Genomic DNA, 784 nt, shown 5'->3' with positions numbered 1-784 from the left:
TACGAGTCGTACATCGCCGTCGCCGAGGCGCTGAACCGCCTGACCCCGGGCGACCACGACAAGAAGAGCGCGCTGTTCAACTCCGGCGCCGAGGCCGTCGAGAACGCCGTGAAGATCGCCCGCAAGTACACCGGCAAGCAGGCCATCGTCGCGTTCGACCACGGCTATCACGGCCGCACCAACCTCACGATGGCGCTGACGGCGAAGTCGATGCCCTACAAGAGCGGGTTCGGACCGTTCGCCCCGGAGGTCTACCGCGCCCCGGGGTCGTACCCGTTGCGTGACGGCCTCTCCGGCCCGGATGCCGCCGCTCGCGCGATCACCCTCATCGACAAGCAGGTGGGCGCCGACAACCTCGCCGCCGTCATCATCGAGCCCATCCAGGGGGAGGGCGGGTTCATCGTCCCGGCCGACGGATTCCTGCCCGCCATCGCGGATTGGTGTCGCGCCAACGGCGTCGTCTTCATCGCCGACGAGGTGCAGTCGGGCTTCGCCCGCACCGGCGCGATGTTCGCCAGCGACCTGTTCGGCATCGTGCCGGACCTGGTCACGACGGCGAAAGGCATCGCGGCGGGCATGCCGCTGGCCGCGGTGACCGGCCGAGCCGAGATCATGGATGCCGCCCACGTCGGCGGCCTGGGCGGCACCTATGGCGGCAACCCGGTGGCGTGCGCCGCCGCGCTCGCCGCGCTCGAGGCCTTCGAGAACGACGGCCTCGTCGAGCGGGCGCAGCAGATCGAGCAGCTCCTGCGGGGCCGTCTGGAACCGCTCGCCGCCGCCGACC

Annotated in this window: 1 protein-coding gene; it reads left to right on the top strand. The window is 70.9% G+C overall.

Going from position 1 to position 784, the window contains the following annotated elements:
• Positions 1-784 (top strand): aminotransferase class III-fold pyridoxal phosphate-dependent enzyme (locus tag NQ160_RS23370; protein ID WP_257517397.1); only part of this gene is annotated, 784 nt, incomplete at both ends.

Source organism: Microbacterium sp. zg.Y909 (assembly GCF_024626565.1).
Note: the sequence above shows the minus strand (reverse complement) of the source record. Positions and strands in the feature narration are given on the sequence as shown.